We start from the raw sequence: 13,761 nt of genomic DNA, 5'->3' as shown, positions 1-13,761 counted from the left end.
TCGGGCCTTCTCGGGCTCTCGGAACTCTCGGAGGAACACTCGTGCGAGCATCACGAGGTCGCGCGGCCATCGCCGTCGCCACCGTCATCGCAGCCAGCGCCGCGGCCACCCTCACGGCCAGCACCACCGCCACCTCAGCCCCCCCGACGGGCGACCGCGCCACCTCGGCCGTGCCGCCGAAGCCGCCCCTCGGCAACGACAGCACCAAGCTGCAGCGCGCCGTCCGGACGCCGGCGATCATGTCCCACCTGCGCCAGCTCCAGGTCGTCGCCGACCGCTACGGCGACCGCGCGGCCGGCCAGGAGGGCTACGCCGCCTCGTCGCGGTACGTCGAGCACGTGCTGCGCGAGGCCGGCTACCAGCCACGCCGCCAGTACTTCCCGTTCACCTACACCCGCGTGCTGGCCAACACCGTCACCGTCGACGGCGACGAGATCCGCAACGTCGTGCTGACCGGGTCGCCGAGCACCCCCGAGGGCGGGGTCACCGCTGAGCTGGTCGCACCCGCCGGCCTCGGCTGCGCCGCCGCCGACTGGGCGGGCATCGACGCCACCGGCAAGATCGCCCTCGTCAACCGCGGCTCCTGCACGTTCGCGGAGAAGTCCAAGGCCGCCGGCGCCGCGGGCGCGGTCGCGATGGTGCTGTGGAACAACGCCGCGTCGCCGTTCACCGGAGGCACCCTGGGTGAGGACCTCACCGGCGTCGTCCCGACCACCGGTATCGACCAGGCCGACGGCCAGGCGCTGGTGGCCGAGCTCGCCGAGGGCCCGGTCACCGCGACCGTCGACCTGCGCGTGCTGGTCGAGCAGCGCCGCACCTGGAACGTGATCACCGAGACCCGCCGCGGCCGCGCCGACAACGTCGTCATGCTCGGCGGCCACCTCGACGGCGTCCAGGACGGGGCCGGCATCAACGACAACGGCTCCGGCAGCGCGACGCTCCTCGAGATCGCCGTGCAGCTGAAGAAGCAGGAGAAGCGGCTCAACAACCGGGTCCGCTTCGCCTGGTGGGGCGCGGAGGAGGTGGGGCTCGTCGGCTCCACGGCGTACGTCAACGACCTGGTGACCAACCGTCCCGCCGCGCTCGACGACATCGCCGTCTACCTCAACTTCGACATGGTCGGCTCGCCCAACTACCGGGTCGGGGTCTACGACGCCGACGAGTCGGGCGAGGCGGCCAGCGCCCCGGTGCCGGCCGGGTCGATCGAGACCGAGCGCGCGATCCGGCGCTACTTCCGGGCGATCCGGCAGCCGGTCGTCGACACGGCGTTCTCCGGACGCTCCGACTACCAGGCGTTCATCGTCAACGGCGTGGCCTCGGGCGGGCTGTTCAGCGGCGCCGACGGCATCAAGACCGAGCGCGAGGTCGAGCTCTTCGGCGGCACGGCCGGGATCCAGTACGACCCGAACTACCACACGCCGCGCGACGACCTGGACAACGTCAGCCGCCGCTCGGTCGACATCTTCTCCAACGCGATCGCGCACCTGACGATGAGCCTGGGTCGCAGCACCCGCACCATCGACGTGCCGAGCGGACGCCCGGCGGCCAAGCGGCTGGTGGAGCAGGAGCACCACCACCACGACGCGGTGCGCTGACCCCTCGGGCCACCGAACCGCAGCGACGCCCGGACGGCGTCCGCCTCCCCGATCAGTGGGAGGCGGGCGCCGTCTGCTCGTCGGCGGCGCTCTCGGACGCCGGCAGTCGGCCCGGCATCACGAACGCCAGCGCCAGCACCACGACGCCGAGGGCCGCACCGACCCCGAAGCCCCAGCGCATGCCGCCCACCAGGGCGTGCAGCGGGTCGGCGCCGCCCTCGGCCTGCGCGGTCGAGCGCGCGGTGAGCACCGCGATCACGATCGCCGTGCCGGCGGCGGCCGCCACCTGCTGCAGGGCCCCGAGGGTGGAGCTGCCGTGGGAGTACAGGTGCGGCGGCAGTGCGCCGAGGCTGAGGGTGAACACCGGCGTGAAGACCAGCGCCAGCGAGACCATCAGCAGGACGTGCACCGGCAGCACCAGCCACACCGACTGCTCGACCGAGACCTGGGTGAACAGCACCAGCGCCACCAGGATGCCGATCGAGCCGGGCACCAGCAGCGGGCGGCCGCCGACCTTGTCGTAGATGCGCCCCACCCGCGGGCCGAGCAGGCCCATGGCCAGGCCGCCCGGCATCATCATCAGGCCCGACTCGAGCTCGTCGAGGCCGTGCACGTCCTGGAGGTAGAAGGGCAGCAGGATCATCGAGCCGAGCATCGCCATGAACGCCACCGACATCAGCAGCAGCCCGATGGTGAAGGTGCGGTGCCGCAGGGTGCGCAGGTCGAGCAGGGGGGTGCCGGTGCGCTGCAGCGAGAGCTGGCGCAGCACGAACGCCGCGATCGCGGCGACGCCCACGGCGAGGGTGAGCCACGCGGTCGCCGTGGCGCCGTCCTCGCCGCCGAGCTCGGAGAGGCCGTAGACCAGCGGGCCGAAGCCGAGCGCGGAGAGTGCGACGCTGAGCCAGTCGACGGTCCCGGGACGGGTCTCGCCGACGTCGGTCAGCCGGCGCAGCCCGACCACCGCGATCGCGACCGAGACCGGCAGCACCAGCAGGAACATCCAGCGCCACGACGCGACCTCGAGGATCACGCCCGAGACGGTGGGACCGAGCGCGGGGGCGACCGACATGGCCAGGGTGACGTTGCCCATCACCCGGCCGCGGTCCTGCTCGGCCACGACCGACATCAGGGTGGTCATCAGCAGCGGCATCATGATCGCGGTGCCGGAGGCCTGGACGATCCGAGCCGCGAGCAGCACCTCGAACGTCGGGGCGAGCCCGGCGAGCAGGGTGCCGGTGGCGAAGACCGCCATCGCGGAGCCGAAGGCCTGGCGGGTGGTCACCCGCTGCAGGAACCAGCCGGTGATCGGGATGACCACCGCCATCGTCAGCATGAACGCGCTCGTCAGCCACTGGGCCGTGGACTTGCTGACCTCGAGCTCGACGGTCAGGCGCGGGATGGCGTTGATCATGATCGTCTCGTTGAGGATCACGATGAAGGTGGCGGCCACGAGCCAGCGCAGCACGCCGTAGTCGGCGGCGGTGGTCGTCGTGGGCGCCACCGGCTTGGAGGCGTCGGGCGGCGTCGTCATGGTGGGTCAGACCCTTTCAGGGTGGCGGACTCATCGGCACGTGGTTTTCGTGGGGCGGGTGGTCGCGCGACCGCCACCAACCGTGCGCGGGGGTCGGCTATTCCCAGCTCCCCGGGCCGACGACGTCGTACGTCGCCACCAGGAACGCGCCGTTGCGACCGCTCTCGCGCAGCCTCAGGTCGAAGCGGCGCGGGAAGATCGGCCGGCCGGCGCCCAGGGTGACCGGGGCGATCGAGACGACCGCGTCGTCGAGCATGCCGGCCTCGGCGAAGTCGGCCGCGAGCGCGCCGCCGCCGACCATCCACACGTCCTTGTCGCCCGCGGCCTCCTCGATCGCGGCACGGTGCTCGGCAGGCGTGCCGGAGACGAACCGGATGCCGTCGCCCAGGGGCTCCAGCGTGCGGTGGGTGAAGACGAAGCACGGGATGTCGTAGGCCCACGGCTCGCCCTCGGCGGCCATGTGGTCGCCGATCCAGGTGTACGTCGTCGCGCCCATCACCATGGCGCCGATGCCCGGCATGAACGCGTCCATGCTGCCCGGCGCGTCGGGGGCGTCGTCGAGGTCCTGGACGAAGAGCCAGGCAAGGGAGTCGTGCTCGTCGGCGAGGAAGCCGTCGAGGCTGGTGGCGGTGTAGTAGCGGTAGCGGGTCACGGGACGGGGTCCTCCTGCGGGTCGGTGCGGCTGCGGAGCCAGGTGATGGGGTCGCCGTCGTCGGCGGGGTGGCCGCCGGCGCGCAGCATCAGCCGCACCAGCTGACGACGGTGGGCCGAGTAGGTCAGCACGTGGGCGAGCACGCTGCTGAGCACGAAGCTCTCCGGCGGGTCGCACAGCGCGTCGACGAGGACGTCGTCCCAGGCACCGCGGCGGTCGACGTCGCGCCAGGCCGCCCGCCACCGCGGGGCGACGTCGTCGTGGCGGGCCACGAGGGCGGCGAGGTCGTCACCGCCGCGACCGGGGAGGTCGTCGCCGTCGATGGCGGCCAGCCAGACCTCCTTGCTCCACACCAGGTGGTCGAGGACCGCCGCCACCGACCCCTCCTCGCCGTCCCAGGCGAGCACCTGGTGGGCGGGCAGCCGCTCGCGGCGGTAGGCCTCCTCGGACAGGGACTTCGCCTCGTCGAGCAGGGCGCGGGTGTCGTCGAGGTCGTGGGCGACCATCAGCTCGGTGACCGGGTTCATCGGTTGCTCCGTGGTGTGCACCCACAGCGAGGTGGGCGGGTGGAAGTGGATGCCGTTGGGCGCCGGGAGCCAGGTGTCGCGGCGCTGCGTCGCCGCCGTCTCGCTCGGCGGGTGGCCGTAGGCGCGGGCGAAGGCCCGGGCGAACCCCTCGACCGACTCGTAGCCGGCGGCGAAGGCCGCGTCGGTGACGCTGCTCCCCCGCTGCAGCTGCCACGCCGCCCGCTCCAGCATCACCCGCCGCCGCATCGCCACCGGCGGCTCCCCCGCCCCCCGCCGCAGCTGGCGGCTGAAGTGGAACGGCGAGGCGTAGGCGCGGCCCGCCATCGCCTCGAGGTCGGTGCTGTCCTCGTCGAGCACGGCGTCGAGGAGCTCACGCAGGCGGTCGCGGCCCGGGGTGGTCATGACGTCCATCGTGCCGTCGTACGGCGTGGGTGTGCCCGACCGTTCTTGCTGCACCCGGCGGGGATACTCCGTGACGTCATCGACGTCGTACGGGCGCCAGGACGTTGATGACGTCACGAACTATCCCGCGGCCGGCGTCAACCGACCCTTGACGGACATGCCCCCGTCAAGGCACCGTTGACGCATGGTCCACCTCTCGCTCGAGCAGCTCGTCCAGCAGATCGACACCGCGACGCCGGGTGAGGACGCGTTGCGGCGGCTGTCGCTCGCCGCGCTGGGGTCGGAGGAGCTGACCGCCACGGCCGACGACCTGGTCGGCCACTACGTCGCCCGGGCTCGGGAGGGCGGGGCGTCGTGGGCCGACATCGGCTCGGCGCTCGGGGTGACCAAGCAGGCCGCCCAGCAGCGCGCCCAGCAGCGCGAGGCCGGCCGCTCCTACGACATCGATGACCTCGCCGGACTCGACGACGACGCCCGCGGAGCCCTGGAGCGCGCGCGCACGGAGGCGATGGCGCAGTGGCACCACTACGTCGGCACCGAGCACGTCCTGGTCGGGGTGCTGCGCACCAGCGCGCCCCTGGCCGAGGCGCTGGGGGTCGCCGCCGACGACGCACTCGAGACGGCGCTGGCGATGGTGGGCCGCGGCGAGGTCGAGGTCACCCGCCCCCCGCTGCTCACCGCCCGCTGCCGCAAGACCGTCGACCTGGCCGCGGCGGCGGCCACCGAGCTCGGACACGACCTCGTCACCCCGGCCGACCTCCTGCGCGGCATGGTGCGCGAGGGACGGGGCATCGCCGCGCGGGTGCTCGACCAGCGCGGCGGCGGGGTCGGCCGGGTGCGGTCGGTGCTAGCCGACGTCGACGGCTGACACCGCGGCCAGGGCCCGCTCCACCCGGTCGTCGGCGTCGTACGGCACCCAGACGATGCGCGGGTCCTTGCTCCACCACCCCATCTGCCGCCGGGCGAACCTCCGGGTCGCCGCGACGGTCCGCTCGCGCGCCTCGTCGAGGGACAGCTCGCCGGCGAGGTGGGCGACGACCTGCTGGTAGCCGATCGCGCGGGAGGCCGTGCGCCCCTCGGCCAGCCCCTGGCCGAGCAGTCGCTCGACCTCGGCGACCAGCCCGGCGTCGTACATGTGGGCGACGCGGTCGGCGATCCGCGCGTCGAGGGTGGGCCGGTCGATCTCGACGCCCACCTGCACCGTGCGCGGGTCGGCGTAGGTCAGCTGCGGCAGCGACGCCGAGTAGGCGCGGCCGGTGATCTCGACGACCTCCAGCGCCCGCACCACCCGGCGGCCGTTGTCGGGCAGGATCCGCGCGGCCGCCTCCGGGTCGACCTCGACCAGCCGGCGGTGCAGCGCCGCCGGACCCACCTCGGCGAGCTCGGCCTCCCAGCGGGCCCGCACGACGTCGTCGGTGCCGGGGAACTCGAACCGGTCGAGGATCGCCCGGGTGTAGAGCGCCGAACCGCCCACCAGCACGGGCGTCGTACGCCGCGCCCGCAGGTCGGCGACCACCGCGCGCGCCCAGCCCTGGAACTGGGCGACGGTCGCGGGCTCGCGCACCGACAGCAGGTCGAGCAGGTGGTGCGGGATGCCACGCCGCTCGGCGGGTGGGAGCTTGGCGGTACCGACGTCCATGCCGCGGTAGACCTGCATCGCGTCGGTGTTGACCACCTCGCCGCCGAGCCGCTCGGCGACATCGAGGGAGAGCCCGGTCTTGCCCGCCGCGGTGGGTCCGACGACCGCGACGATCGGGGGCTGCGCCATGTCAGTAGTGTGACGACGTCCCACCATCGACACCGAGGAGGACCCGATGACGCAGCCCGTTCCCGAGGAGAACAACGAGGCCTACGACGTCGACGAGGCCCCGCCCGGCGAGCACGTGAGCGAGGCGCCCGGCCCGGCCGACGGACACTCCGACGAGGAGCGGCTGCAGGAGGAGAACGCCGGGACCACGCTCGACCAGCCGTCGATCGACTCCTAGTGGCCGACGCCGACACCGGCCCCACGACCGAGGGCTACACCGAGTCGTACGCCGCCGAGCACGGCCGCTTCGTCGTGGTGCCGGCGGCATACGTGTTCCTGCTCCGTGCCGGTGCGGACGGACGGCGCGAGGTGCTGCTCCAGCTGCGCCGGGGCACCGGCTACATGGACGACCACTGGGCGGCCGCGGCGGCGGGGCACGTCGAGCGCGGCGAGACGGCGTACGACGCGGCGCACCGAGAGGCGCTGGAGGAGGTCGGCGTCTCGGGGCTCGACCTGGAGTTCGTGACCGCCATGCAGCGCACCCGGCGCGACCGGGCGATCGACGAGCGCATCGACTTCTTCTTCACCGCCCGCTCCTGGTCGGGCGAGCCGCGCATCATCGAGCCGACCAAGTGCGCCGACCTGCGGTGGTTCGCCCTCGACGACCTGCCCGACCCCGTCGTGCCGCACGAACGGGTGGTGCTGGAGGGTCTGCGCAACGGAAGCATCGAGCCCTGCAGCACCTTCGGATTCTGACCGCCACCAGCACGCTCACAAGCACGGAGGACTTCATGCCGGACCCCGACCTGGGCCCCAAGCCCGACGCCGAGATCGAGCCCGGCGAGCCCGCCCCGGGCGGCGTCGACTCCGTCCCCCACGCCGACGGGGTCGACGGCGAGGACGCCGAGGCCGACCCGACGCCGCGCGACCTCGACCCCGACGACAACCCCGAGACCGGCGAGATCCCGCTGGATATCAAGCAGGGCGAGGACACCTCCACCGAGGCGACCCGCGGAGGGCGGCGAGGGCGACAGCTACGAGGGCACCGAGCAGAGCGAGGTGGAGACCGAGTGAACGGCCAGCCCGACGACGCGCACGAGGAGATGACCGCGCACGCCAGCACCGAGACGCCCGGCGACGCGGACACCTACGACCTGACCGACTCCGACATCGACACCGCCGGCGGCATGGGCGTCAGCTCCGAGCGGGAGGGGCCGACCGGTCCGGGCCAGCACGGCACGACCGGCGTCCGCGACGTCGGCCCGGCCGACCGCGACCCCGCCGCCGACGTACCGCCGGAGCAGTCGGCCGGCGGTCACGAGGCCAACCCGCAGGGCCTGCCACCCAAGGCCGGCTACTCCGATACCGACCCGCGCGCCGACGGCGACGAGCCGACGTCGGCGGCCGGCAAGCGCGAGGTCGACCGGCGTCCCGAGGACGGCTGAGTCCGGCGCGGCCCGACACCGGGCCTCACCCCAGCAGCCGCGTCTCCAGGGCCGTCTCCACCGCGGCGCCGTCGGGCCCGCGCTCCACGAAGTAGGCCCCGGCGCCGGGAGTCTCGGCGAGCGCCTCGACCATCTCGGTGCCGCGGTAGAGCAGGCCGGCGCCGTCGTCGGTGGCGTAGCCGGCCGGCAGGGTGCCGTCGGCGACCAGGGAGTGGTAGACCGGCCGGCGCTGCTCCTCGGAGTCGTAGTGGACGCCGTTGGAGAACGGGAGGAACCCCAGCCCGTTGGTGATCGGTCGCAGGTCCGGGCCGAAGGAGTCGGTGGTGCCCCCGACGTGCCAGCAGAGCGAACCCGCGCTGACACCGGTGAGGACGACCCCGGCCTGCCACGCCGTCCGCATCGCCTCGCCGACGCCGTGCAGCTCCCACATCGCGAGCAGGCCGGCGACGCTGCCGCCGAAGACCCACACCACGTCCTGCTCGAGCAGGTGCTCGGTCACGTCGGGCACGTTGGGCATCGTGAACAGCTGCAGGTGCGAGCCGTGCCACCGCTCCTCGATCGCCACGTCGTAGAAGTTGCGGATGCCCTCGGTCGAGTCGCCCGACGCGGTGCCGAGGTAGCAGACGCGGGGCGCCCGTCCCTCGACGCCGGCGAGATCGACCGCGTGGCGGGTCAGGGCACCGGCGGACCACCGGGTCCGGGTGCCGTAGGTGACGCCACCCGAGGTGGCCAGGATCGTCGGGGTGTCCGAGGGCACCGCGCCAACCTAGGGCACGGCCTCGGCACGTCCTAGCCGCAGGCCGGCGCGGGCGGCAGCGGCGCGGGTACGCCGACCGCCGGCATGCCCAGCCCCACCCCGACGGACGCGGGCACAGGAGCCAGCGTCCGGGCCTCCCACGCGTCGCCCGAGCGGGTACGCCGCGTCGCGACGACCCGGTCGGCCACCAGGTGGTGCGGGGCGGCGTAGGTGATCTCGACCGTCGCCACGTCACCGGGGCGCACCGGCGGCAGGTCGCCGGACGGCGCGGCGAAGTGGACCAGCCGGTTGTCGGGCCCGCGGCCGGAGAGCCGGAGCGTGGCGGCGTCCTTGCGGCCCTCGCCCTCGGAGACCATCAGCTCGACGGTGCGGCCGACGAGCGCCTTGTTCTCGGCCCAGGCGACGTCGTTGACCACGGTGACCAGGCGGTCGTAGCGGTCGCGCAGCACGTCGGCCGGCACCTGGTCGGCCATCGTCGCGGCCGGCGTGCCGGGCCGCTTGGAGTACTGGAAGGTGAACGCCCCGGCGAACCGCGCCTCGCGCACGACGTCCATCGTGGCCTGGTGGTCCTCCTCGGTCTCACCGGGGAAGCCGACGATGATGTCGGTGGTGATCGCGGCGTCGGGGATGGCCGCGCGCACCCGCTCGATGATGCCGAGGTACTTCTCGCGGCGGTAGGAGCGGCGCATGGCGCGCAGCAGCCGGTCGGAGCCCGACTGCAGCGGCATGTGCAGCTGGGGCATCACGGTGGGCGTCTCGGCCATCGCCTCGATGACGTCGTCGGTGAACTCGGCCGGGTGCGGGCTGGTGAAGCGCACCCGCTCCAGCCCCTCGATCGCTCCGCAGGCGCGCAGCAGCTTGGAGAACGCCTGCCGGTCGCCGAACTCCACGCCGTAGGCGTTGACGTTCTGGCCGAGCAGGGTGACCTCGGAGACGCCCTCGGCCACCAGCGCCCGTACCTCGGCGAGCACGTCGCCCGGGCGGCGGTCCTTCTCCTTGCCGCGCAGGGCGGGGACGATGCAGAACGTGCAGGTGTTGTTGCACCCGACCGAGACCGAGACCCAGGCGGCGTAGGCGCTGTCGCGCTTGGTGGGCAGGGTCGAGGGGAACACCTCGAGCGACTCGAGGATCTCGACCTGCGCCTCCTCCTGCACCCGCGCCCGCTCGAGGAGCGCCGGCAGCGAGCCAATGTTATGGGTCCCGAAGACGACGTCGACGTACGGCGCCCGCTCAGTGATGGTGGCCCGGTCCTTCTGCGCCAGGCAGCCCCCGACCGCGATCTGCATGGCCGGGTTCTTGGCCTTGACCGGCGCGAGGTGCGACAGGTTGCCGTAGAGCTTGTTGTCGGCGTTCTCGCGCACCGCGCAGGTGTTGAACACGACGACGTCGGCCTGCGCGCCGGCAGGTGCGGCGGCGTAGCCCGCGTCCTCGAGCAGACCGCTGAGCCGCTCGGAGTCGTGGACGTTCATCTGGCACCCGTAGGTGCGGACCTCGTAGGTGCGCATGACAGTCGCCAAGCCTACGGCGGTGGCGCGGGTCGACCGGAATCGAGCACGGCCCCGACGGGGCATCAGGACGTCGGGCGACCCCACTGCAGGGAGGCGATCACCAGCAGCGCGCCGCCGACGTAGAAGGCCCACCGGTCGTGCACGACCAGCCCCAGGACCATGAACGCCACCCCCACGAAGCCCAGCACCGGGATCCGGCGCAGCCAGGACTCGCGGTCGGGGTCGCTCACCCGCCCACCCTAGGGCGGGGAACCCGAGCCCGCCGGTGCGCGTGGTGATGGCCCGATCGGGCCAGGGGGGACTAGGGTCCGGTCGCATGACGGTGCTGGACAAGGATTCCCAACCCGGTGCCGGTGGCGCCAAGGGCGATCCGCTGGTCGTGCTCGAGGGCGTCGACAAGTGGTACGGCGACCTCCACGTGCTCAAGGACATCAACCTGTCCGTGAAGCGGCGCGAGGTCGTGGTCGTGATCGGCCCGTCGGGGTCGGGCAAGTCGACGCTGTGCCGCACGATCAACCGGCTCGAGACGATCGACCGGGGCCGGATCACGCTCGACGGCCAGCCCCTCCCCCAGGAGGGCAAGGCCCTGGCCGGGCTGCGGGCCGAGGTCGGGATGGTCTTCCAGAGCTTCAACCTGTTCGCGCACAAGACGATTCTCGAGAACGTCACGCTGGGGCCGATCAAGGTGCGCAAGCTGCCCAAGGCCGATGCCGAGAAGCGGGCGCGCGAGCTGCTCGACCGGGTCGGGGTCGGGCACCAGGCGGAGAAGTACCCCGCGCAGCTCTCCGGGGGTCAGCAGCAGCGTGTCGCGATCGCGCGGGCGCTGGCGATGGAGCCGAAGGTGATGCTCTTCGACGAGCCGACCTCCGCGCTCGACCCCGAGATGATCAAGGAGGTCCTCGACGTCATGATCGACCTCGCCGAGCGCGGGATGACCATGATCGTGGTGACCCACGAGATGGGCTTCGCCCGGACGGCGGCCGACCGCGTCGTGTTCATGTCCGATGGCGCCATCGCCGAGGAGGGCACGCCCGAGTCGTTCTTCACCAACCCCCAGAGCGATCGAGCCAAGGACTTCCTCGGCAAGATCCTCAAACACTGAAGGAGCAACGGATGCGCATCCCCACGAGGTTCAAGGCCGCCGCCGCGGTCGTCCTGGTCGCCAGCACCCTGGCCGCCTGCGGAGGCGACGACGAGGGCGGCAGCGACACGGAGGTCGTGACGGACGCCGAGTTCGAGGCCGGCACCACCATGGCCGAGATCTCCGAGCGCGGCACGATGACGATCGGCACCAAGTTCGACCAGCCGGGCTTCGGCCTGCAGGGACTCGAGGACGACCCGGAGGGCTTCGACGTCGAGGTCGCCAAGATCATCGCCGGGGCGATGGGCATCGCCGAGGACGACATCACGTGGGAGGAGACACCCTCCGACATCCGCGAGCAGGTGATCGAGGACGGCGCCGTCGACATGGTCGTGGCGACGTACACGATCAACGACGAGCGCAAGCAGCGGATCACCTTCGCCGGGCCGTACTACACCGCCGGCCAGATGCTGATGGTGGCCGCCGACAACGAGGACATCGCCGGTCCCGAGGACCTCGCGGGTAACCCCGACAGCAAGGTCTGCTCGGTCACCGGGTCGACGCCGTCGGAGCAGATCAAGGAGTACCTCGCCAGCGACGACCAGCTGGTGCTCTTCGACATCTACGACAAGTGCGCCGACGCGCTGAGCAACGGCCAGGTCGACGTGGTCACCACCGACAACGTCATCCTTGCCGGGTTCGTCAGCGAGTCCGACGACGAGTTCAAGCTGGTCGGCGAGCAGTTCACCGAGGAGCCCTACGGCATCGGCATCGCCAAGGGCGACGTCGCGTTCTGCGAGTTCATCAACAAGACGTTGCAGGACAACGAGGACGCCTACGTCACGGCCTGGGAGGAGACCGCCGGGCAGGTCGAGGGCACCGAGACCCCCGAGCTCCCCGAGCCCGACACCTGCGCCTGACGCCCTGCTGCCCGGTGGGGGACGTCGCGGCGTCCCCCACCGGTCCCGACCCTGAAGGAGTCCCGTGGACGCGGTGACCGAGAACCTCGACCTGTACTGGTCGGGCTTCCTCCGCTCCCTCGGCATCTGCCTGTGGGGCCTGGTCGGCTCGCTGCTGCTGGGCACGCTGATCGCGGCGTTCCGGGTCTCGCCCGTCGCCTCGCTACGAGCCTTCGGCACCGCCTGGGTGACGCTGATCCGCAACTGCCCACTGACGGTCGTGCTGTTCGGCATGGCCTTCGGCCTGCCCGAGATCGGGATCAACAGCTCGTTCTACTTCTTCGGGGTGCTCGGGCTGGTGATCTACACCTCGGCGTTCGTGTGCGAGGCGGTGCGCGCCGGCATCAACGCCGTACCGGCCGGCCAGGCCGAGGCCGCCCGAGCGATCGGCCTCACCTTCACCCAGAACCTCGGCAGCGTCATCCTCCCCCAGGCGCTGCGCACCTCCGTGCCGCCGGTGGGCAGCGTGCTGATCGCGATGTTCAAGAACAGCGCCGTCCTCGGCGCGTTCGGCGTCGGACGCGACCTCTACAGCGTCGGCCGCAACCTCACCAGTGCCCAGGGGTACGACTACATCCCGGTGCTCACCGGGGTGGCCGTCGGCTACCTGGCGATCACCCTGACCGCGGGAGCACTGCTCGGGGTCCTCGAGCGGAAGGTGGCGATCGTCCGATGACCTCGGTGCTCTACGACGAGCCGGGCCCCCGGGCGCGGCGTCGCGCCCTGATCGCCACGGTGCTGGGTCTGCTGCTGATCGCCGCGCTGGTCGCGGTCGTCGTCATGCGGCTGGCCGACCGGGGACAGTTCGAGCGCGAGCTGTGGGCACCGCTGATCGACCCCTCCGCCGAGGAGTTCCCGCGGGTCTGGTCGCTCATCGGCGAGGGCGCTAGGGCGACCCTGGTCGCGGCCGGCCTCGCGATCACCTCCTCGATCATCGTGGGCACCCTCCTCGGGGCGGCACGACTGCTGACGGGGCGCGTCACGCGCATCCCGCTCGTGGGCTTCATCGAGCTGTTCCGCGGCCTGCCGGTGATCATCACCATCGTCTTCGTCTGGCGCGCCTTCGAGCAGCTCAAGATCGACATCGGGTTCCTGCCGGGCAAGGACGGCCTGTGGTACCTCGTCATCGGCCTGACCCTCTACAACTCGGTGATCATCGCCGAGATCCTGCGCGCCGGGGTGCTGTCCCTGCCGTCGGGGCAGCGGGAGGCGGGGCTGGCGGTCGGGATGTCCGAGCGCCAGGTGATGCGCAGCGTGCTGCTGCCGCAGGCGTTCCGGGTGATGCTGCCGGCGCTGATCAGCCAGTTCGTCGTCATCCTCAAGGACACCTCGCTGGCGGCGCTGGTGGCCTTGTACGCCGAGCTGCTCGACACCGGCCAGCGGCTCTACCAGACCCTCGACAACCCGATCCAGGTCCTCTTCGTCATCGGGCTGCTCTTCATCCTCGTCAACTACACGCTCTCGCGGCTCGCGGTGCTGGTCGAGCGGCGGCTCAGCCGCTCCAAGGCGGGGAGCGCCGACCCGGCGGCTGCCGAGGCCGTCGTCCCTGCCACCTGA

16 protein-coding genes are annotated in these 13,761 nt (G+C 72.3%); 9 read left to right on the top strand and 7 right to left on the bottom strand.

The window, feature by feature from the left end; genetic code table 11:
- The first annotated feature begins 41 nt into the window (after positions 1-41).
- Positions 42-1,595 (top strand): M20/M25/M40 family metallo-hydrolase, encoded by a 1,554-nt coding sequence (locus tag AC4MBH_RS10700; protein WP_491794842.1) that lies wholly within the window; start codon positions 42-44, stop codon positions 1,593-1,595.
- 52 nt (positions 1,596-1,647) lie between these two features.
- On the opposite strand, the gene AC4MBH_RS10695 is transcribed toward AC4MBH_RS10700, so the two are convergent.
- From AC4MBH_RS10695 to AC4MBH_RS10685, 3 genes are all read right to left on the bottom strand, one after another.
- Positions 1,648-3,126 (bottom strand): MDR family MFS transporter, encoded by a 1,479-nt coding sequence (locus AC4MBH_RS10695; RefSeq protein WP_491794841.1) that lies wholly within the window; start codon positions 3,124-3,126, stop codon positions 1,648-1,650.
- A gap of 97 nt (positions 3,127-3,223) precedes the next feature.
- Positions 3,224-3,778: a dihydrofolate reductase family protein gene (locus AC4MBH_RS10690; protein ID WP_491794840.1), complete on the bottom strand. Its 555-nt coding sequence runs from the start codon at positions 3,776-3,778 to the stop codon at positions 3,224-3,226.
- Positions 3,775-4,707, bottom strand: coding sequence for a helix-turn-helix domain-containing protein (locus tag AC4MBH_RS10685; protein WP_491794839.1), 933 nt, complete (start codon positions 4,705-4,707; stop codon positions 3,775-3,777). Before AC4MBH_RS10685 ends, AC4MBH_RS10690 begins: the two co-directional genes overlap by 4 nt.
- 184 nt (positions 4,708-4,891) lie before the next feature.
- On the opposite strand from AC4MBH_RS10685, the gene AC4MBH_RS10680 reads away from it, so the two are divergent.
- Positions 4,892-5,575 carry a Clp protease N-terminal domain-containing protein gene (locus tag AC4MBH_RS10680; protein WP_491794838.1) on the top strand — a complete coding sequence of 228 codons (684 nt, stop codon included), beginning with the start codon at positions 4,892-4,894 and terminating at the stop codon, positions 5,573-5,575.
- Here AC4MBH_RS10680 and miaA read toward each other — a convergent pair.
- A complete protein-coding gene (gene miaA, locus AC4MBH_RS10675; protein WP_491794836.1) occupies positions 5,555-6,475 on the bottom strand; it encodes a tRNA (adenosine(37)-N6)-dimethylallyltransferase MiaA in 921 nt (306 codons plus the stop codon). The two genes, AC4MBH_RS10680 and miaA, sit on opposite strands and share 21 nt — an antisense overlap.
- A 46-nt stretch (positions 6,476-6,521) precedes the next feature.
- On the opposite strand from miaA, the gene AC4MBH_RS10670 reads away from it, so the two are divergent.
- The 3 genes from AC4MBH_RS10670 to AC4MBH_RS10660 are packed head-to-tail and all read left to right on the top strand — an operon-like array spanning position 6,522 to position 7,899.
- Entirely contained in the window at positions 6,522-6,692 is a 171-nt protein-coding gene (locus AC4MBH_RS10670; protein WP_491794835.1) for a hypothetical protein, read from the top strand.
- Positions 6,692-7,210, top strand: coding sequence for an NUDIX hydrolase (locus AC4MBH_RS10665; protein ID WP_491794834.1), 519 nt, complete (start codon positions 6,692-6,694; stop codon positions 7,208-7,210). Before AC4MBH_RS10670 ends, AC4MBH_RS10665 begins: the two co-directional genes overlap by 1 nt.
- 35 nt (positions 7,211-7,245) lie before the next feature.
- On the top strand, positions 7,246-7,899 hold the full coding sequence (locus AC4MBH_RS10660; RefSeq protein WP_491794833.1) for a hypothetical protein: 654 nt from the start codon (positions 7,246-7,248) through the stop codon (positions 7,897-7,899).
- Between the two features lie 25 nt (positions 7,900-7,924).
- Here AC4MBH_RS10660 and AC4MBH_RS10655 read toward each other — a convergent pair whose 3' ends face one another.
- From AC4MBH_RS10655 to AC4MBH_RS10645, 3 genes are all read right to left on the bottom strand, one after another.
- On the bottom strand, positions 7,925-8,656 hold the full coding sequence (locus AC4MBH_RS10655; RefSeq protein WP_491794832.1) for a Type 1 glutamine amidotransferase-like domain-containing protein: 732 nt from the start codon (positions 8,654-8,656) through the stop codon (positions 7,925-7,927).
- Positions 8,657-8,688: 32 nt separating this feature from the next.
- The gene (gene miaB / locus AC4MBH_RS10650; protein ID WP_491794831.1) at positions 8,689-10,161 is read right to left on the bottom strand and encodes a tRNA (N6-isopentenyl adenosine(37)-C2)-methylthiotransferase MiaB; all 1,473 of its coding nucleotides are present in this window, start codon (positions 10,159-10,161) and stop codon (positions 8,689-8,691) included.
- Between the two features lie 65 nt (positions 10,162-10,226).
- Positions 10,227-10,394 (bottom strand): hypothetical protein, encoded by a 168-nt coding sequence (locus AC4MBH_RS10645; RefSeq protein WP_491794830.1) that lies wholly within the window; start codon positions 10,392-10,394, stop codon positions 10,227-10,229.
- A gap of 86 nt (positions 10,395-10,480) precedes the next feature.
- Between AC4MBH_RS10645 and AC4MBH_RS10640 the strand changes: the two genes are divergently transcribed.
- The 4 genes from AC4MBH_RS10640 to AC4MBH_RS10625 all read left to right on the top strand — a co-directional run bounded on the left by AC4MBH_RS10640 (position 10,481) and on the right by AC4MBH_RS10625 (position 13,761).
- Entirely contained in the window at positions 10,481-11,266 is a 786-nt protein-coding gene (locus AC4MBH_RS10640; RefSeq protein ID WP_491794829.1) for an amino acid ABC transporter ATP-binding protein, read from the top strand.
- A gap of 11 nt (positions 11,267-11,277) precedes the next feature.
- Complete coding sequence (locus AC4MBH_RS10635) at positions 11,278-12,165, top strand: glutamate ABC transporter substrate-binding protein (RefSeq protein WP_491794828.1); 888 nt, start codon at positions 11,278-11,280, stop codon at positions 12,163-12,165.
- A 64-nt stretch (positions 12,166-12,229) separates the two neighbouring features.
- Complete coding sequence (locus AC4MBH_RS10630; RefSeq protein ID WP_491794827.1) at positions 12,230-12,880, top strand: amino acid ABC transporter permease; 651 nt, start codon at positions 12,230-12,232, stop codon at positions 12,878-12,880.
- Positions 12,877-13,761, top strand: a complete 885-nt coding sequence (locus AC4MBH_RS10625) for an amino acid ABC transporter permease (protein ID WP_491794826.1) — start codon at positions 12,877-12,879, stop codon at positions 13,759-13,761. The genes AC4MBH_RS10630 and AC4MBH_RS10625 overlap by 4 nt, the downstream gene beginning before the upstream one ends.

The organism is Nocardioides sp. WJ219 (assembly GCF_058559815.1).
This window is presented reverse-complemented; position numbering and strand designations above follow the sequence as displayed.

What these genes read in the sequence shown, in the direction of transcription:
- AC4MBH_RS10635 (WP_491794828.1), top strand. Translation starts at nt 11,278, where the DNA reads ATGCGCATCCCCACGAGGTTCAAGGCCGCCGCCGCGGTCGTCCTGGTC.
- AC4MBH_RS10685 (WP_491794839.1), bottom strand. Translation starts at nt 4,707, where the DNA reads ATGACCACCCCGGGCCGCGACCGCCTGCGTGAGCTCCTCGACGCCGTG.
- AC4MBH_RS10680 (WP_491794838.1), top strand. Translation starts at nt 4,892, where the DNA reads ATGGTCCACCTCTCGCTCGAGCAGCTCGTCCAGCAGATCGACACCGCG.
- AC4MBH_RS10695 (WP_491794841.1), bottom strand. Translation starts at nt 3,126, where the DNA reads ATGACGACGCCGCCCGACGCCTCCAAGCCGGTGGCGCCCACGACGACC.
- miaB (WP_491794831.1), bottom strand. Translation starts at nt 10,161, where the DNA reads ATGCGCACCTACGAGGTCCGCACCTACGGGTGCCAGATGAACGTCCAC.
- miaA (WP_491794836.1), bottom strand. Translation starts at nt 6,475, where the DNA reads ATGGCGCAGCCCCCGATCGTCGCGGTCGTCGGACCCACCGCGGCGGGC.
- AC4MBH_RS10640 (WP_491794829.1), top strand. Translation starts at nt 10,481, where the DNA reads ATGACGGTGCTGGACAAGGATTCCCAACCCGGTGCCGGTGGCGCCAAG.
- AC4MBH_RS10625 (WP_491794826.1), top strand. Translation starts at nt 12,877, where the DNA reads ATGACCTCGGTGCTCTACGACGAGCCGGGCCCCCGGGCGCGGCGTCGC.
- AC4MBH_RS10660 (WP_491794833.1), top strand. Translation starts at nt 7,246, where the DNA reads ATGCCGGACCCCGACCTGGGCCCCAAGCCCGACGCCGAGATCGAGCCC.
- AC4MBH_RS10670 (WP_491794835.1), top strand. Translation starts at nt 6,522, where the DNA reads ATGACGCAGCCCGTTCCCGAGGAGAACAACGAGGCCTACGACGTCGAC.